The 3,519-nt window shown below is 67.2% G+C and carries 2 protein-coding genes; both read left to right on the top strand.

What is annotated here, in order from left to right:
• A partial coding sequence (gene carB, locus WAN71_RS25585) for a carbamoyl-phosphate synthase large subunit (protein WP_422228006.1) occupies positions 1-2,816 on the top strand: 2,816 nt, incomplete at its 5' end.
• A 2-nt stretch (positions 2,817-2,818) separates the two neighbouring features.
• On the top strand, positions 2,819-3,519 hold a 701-nt coding region (gene pyrF / locus WAN71_RS25580; protein WP_422228005.1), incomplete at its 3' end, for an orotidine-5'-phosphate decarboxylase.

Here is a 3,519-nt window from a genome sequence, read left to right as displayed (position 1 = left end):
GTCTGGGCTCAGGCCTGGCGCACAGCGCCGAGGAGGTCGACCGGATGGCCGGCGCGGGTTTGGCCGCCTCGCCGAGCGCCAATGTGCTGATCGAGGAGTCGATCTACGGCTGGAAGGAATTCGAGCTCGAGCTGATGCGCGACGGGAAAGACAACGTGGTCGTCGTGTGTTCGATAGAAAACGTCGATCCGATGGGCGTGCACACCGGTGACTCGGTGACCGTGGCACCGGCGATGACGCTGACCGACCGGGAATACCAGCGGATGCGGGATTTGGGCATCGACATCCTGCGCGAGGTCGGCGTCGACACCGGCGGCTGCAACATCCAGTTCGCGGTCGACCCGCGCGACGGCCGGCTGATCGTCATCGAGATGAACCCGCGGGTGTCGCGGTCAAGTGCTTTGGCCTCCAAGGCCACCGGCTTCCCGATCGCCAAGATCGCTGCCAAACTGGCCGTGGGCTACACCCTCGACGAGATCCTCAACGACATCACCAAGGAAACCCCGGCCTGCTTCGAGCCCACCCTGGATTACGTGGTGGTCAAGGCGCCGCGGTTCGCGTTCGAAAAATTCCCCGGCGCCGACCCCACGCTGACCACCACGATGAAATCGGTCGGCGAGGCAATGTCGGTGGGCCGCAACTTCGTCGAAGCGCTCGGCAAGGTGATGCGGTCGCTGGAGACCAGTCGGGCCGGGTTCTGGACTGCGCCGGACCCCGCAATCGACGTTGGCACGGTGCTCGAGCAGCTGCGTACCCCGACCGAGGGCCGGCTCTACGACATTGAACTGGCGGTGCGACTGGGCGCTTCGGTGGAGCAGGTTGCCGAGGCCTCCGGCGTCGACCCGTGGTTCGTCGCGCAGATCGCCGAGCTCGTGGAGTTACGCCGTCAGGTGGTCGACGCCGCGGTGCTTGACGCTGATCTGCTGCGCCGGTGTAAGCACGCCGGCTTGTCGGACCGTCAGATCGCAGCGCTGCGACCGGAATTGGCCGGCGAGGACGGTGTGCGGTCGTTGCGGGGGCGGCTCGGCATCCACCCGGTGTACAAGACCGTGGACACCTGCGCCGCAGAGTTCGAGGCCAAGACGCCGTATCACTACAGCAGCTACGAGCTCGACCCGTCCGCCGAGACCGAGGTGGCGCCGCAGACCGAGCGGCCCAAGGTGCTGATCCTGGGCTCGGGGCCCAACCGGATCGGCCAGGGCATCGAATTCGACTACAGCTGCGTGCATGCCGCAACGACGTTGTCGCAGGCTGGCTTTGAGACCGTGATGGTCAACTGCAACCCGGAAACGGTGTCCACCGATTACGACACCGCCGACCGGCTGTATTTCGAGCCGTTGACTTTCGAGGACGTGCTGGAGGTGTTTCACGCCGAATCGCAATCGGGCGCCGGTGGGCCAGAGGGTACCGGTGTCGCGGGAGTTATCGTGCAACTCGGCGGCCAGACGCCGCTCGGGCTGGCGCAGCGGCTCGCCGACGCGGGAGTCCCGATCGTTGGCACGCCGCCGGAGGCCATCGATCTGGCCGAGGACCGCGGTGCGTTCGGCGACCTGCTTTCGGCTGCCGGACTGCCGGCCCCGCGATACGGCATGGCGACGACGTTTGCGCAGGCCCGCCGGATCGCCGCCGAGATCGGTTATCCGGTGCTGGTCCGGCCGTCGTACGTGTTGGGCGGTCGGGGCATGGAAATCGTCTACGACGATGACACCCTGCAGGGCTACATCGCCCGCGCCACCGAACTTTCACCCGAACACCCGGTGCTGGTCGACCGCTTTTTGGAGGACGCGATCGAGATCGACGTCGACGCGCTCTGCGACGGTGACGAGGTCTACATCGGCGGGATCATGGAGCACATCGAAGAGGCCGGCATCCACTCCGGCGACTCGGCGTGTGCGCTGCCCCCGGTAACCCTGGGCCGCAGCGACATCGAAAAGGTGCGCCGCGCAACGGAGTCGATCGCGCACGGCATCGGAGTGGTGGGCCTGCTCAACGTGCAGTACGCGCTGAAGGACGACGTGCTCTACGTGCTGGAGGCCAACCCGCGCGCGAGCCGCACCGTGCCGTTTGTCTCCAAGGCCACTGCGATACCGCTGGCCAAGGCTTGTGCCCGTATCATGTTGGGCGCAAAGATCTCTCAGCTGCGTAGCGAGGGAATGCTGGCCGCCTCGGGAGACGGCGGCAACGCGGCGCAGAACGCGCCGATCGCGGTCAAGGAGGCCGTGTTGCCATTCCACCGCTTCCGCCGGGCCGACGGAGCCGCCATCGATTCACTGCTGGGCCCGGAGATGAAATCAACCGGCGAGGTGATGGGAATCGACCGCGACTTCGGCAGCGCCTTCGCGAAGAGCCAGACCGCCGCTTACGGGTCGCTGCCGGCCGAAGGCACCATATTCGTGTCGGTCGCCAACCGGGACAAGCGGTCACTGGTCTTCCCGGTCAAACGGCTGGCCGACTTAGGCTTTCGGGTGCTGGCCACCGAGGGTACCGCGGAAATGCTGCGGCGCAATGGGATTCCATGCGAGGAGGTTCGCAAGCATTTCGAGCCGGCGCAGCCGGGCCGGCCCACGGCATCTGCCGTCGACGCAATACGCGCAGGCGAGGTCGATATGGTGATCAACACCCCCTACGGTAACTCAGGGCCACGCATCGACGGCTACGAAATCCGTTCGGCGGCAGTGGAAATGAACATCCCCTGCGTGACGACGGTGCAGGGCGCTTCGGCGGCCATTCAGGGCATCGAGGCCGGGATCCGCGGCGTCATCGGGGTGCGCTCGCTGCAGGAACTGCACAGCACGCTGAACAACGGCGGCCACTGACGATGCCCGGGTTCGGCGCCCGGCTCGCCGAGGCGGTATCGCGTCGCGGGCCGCTATGTCTGGGCATCGACCCGCATCCCGAACTGCTGCGGGCATGGGACCTGCCGGTCAACCCCGACGGCCTGGCGGCATTCTGCGACACCTGTCTCGGCGCCTACCGCGACTTCGCTGTCGTCAAACCTCAGGTCGCGTTTTTCGAGGCCTATGGCGCCGCCGGATATGCGGTGTTGGAGCACACCATCACCGCGCTGCGCGGCGCCGGCGTGCTGGTGCTGGCTGATGCAAAACGAGGCGATATCGGATCGACGATGGCGGCCTACGCGGCTGCCTGGACCGGCGACTCGCCGCTGGCCGCCGACGCCGTAACAGCGTCGCCCTATTTGGGTTTCGGCTCGTTGCAGCCCCTGCTGGAGAGTGCTGCGGCGCACGGTCGAGGGGTATTCGTGCTGGCGGCAACGTCGAACCCGGAGGGTGCCACGGTGCAGCGAGCCGAGTTTGACGGCCGCACGGTGGCCCAGTCGATCGTCGACCAGGCGGCAGCGGTCAACCGCGCGCAGGGCCCCGGGCCCGGCTCGGTCGGAGTCGTCGTCGGGGCGACGGTCACCGCGGCACCCGACGTCAGCGGTCTCGGTGGACCGGTGCTGGTGCCCGGTATCGGCGTCCAAGGCGGGCAAGTCGATGCGCTGCGCGGCCTGGGTGGGGC

This window comes from Mycobacterium sp. (assembly GCF_049280035.1).
Taxonomy (GTDB): domain Bacteria; phylum Actinomycetota; class Actinomycetes; order Mycobacteriales; family Mycobacteriaceae; genus Mycobacterium.
This window is presented reverse-complemented; position numbering and strand designations above follow the sequence as displayed.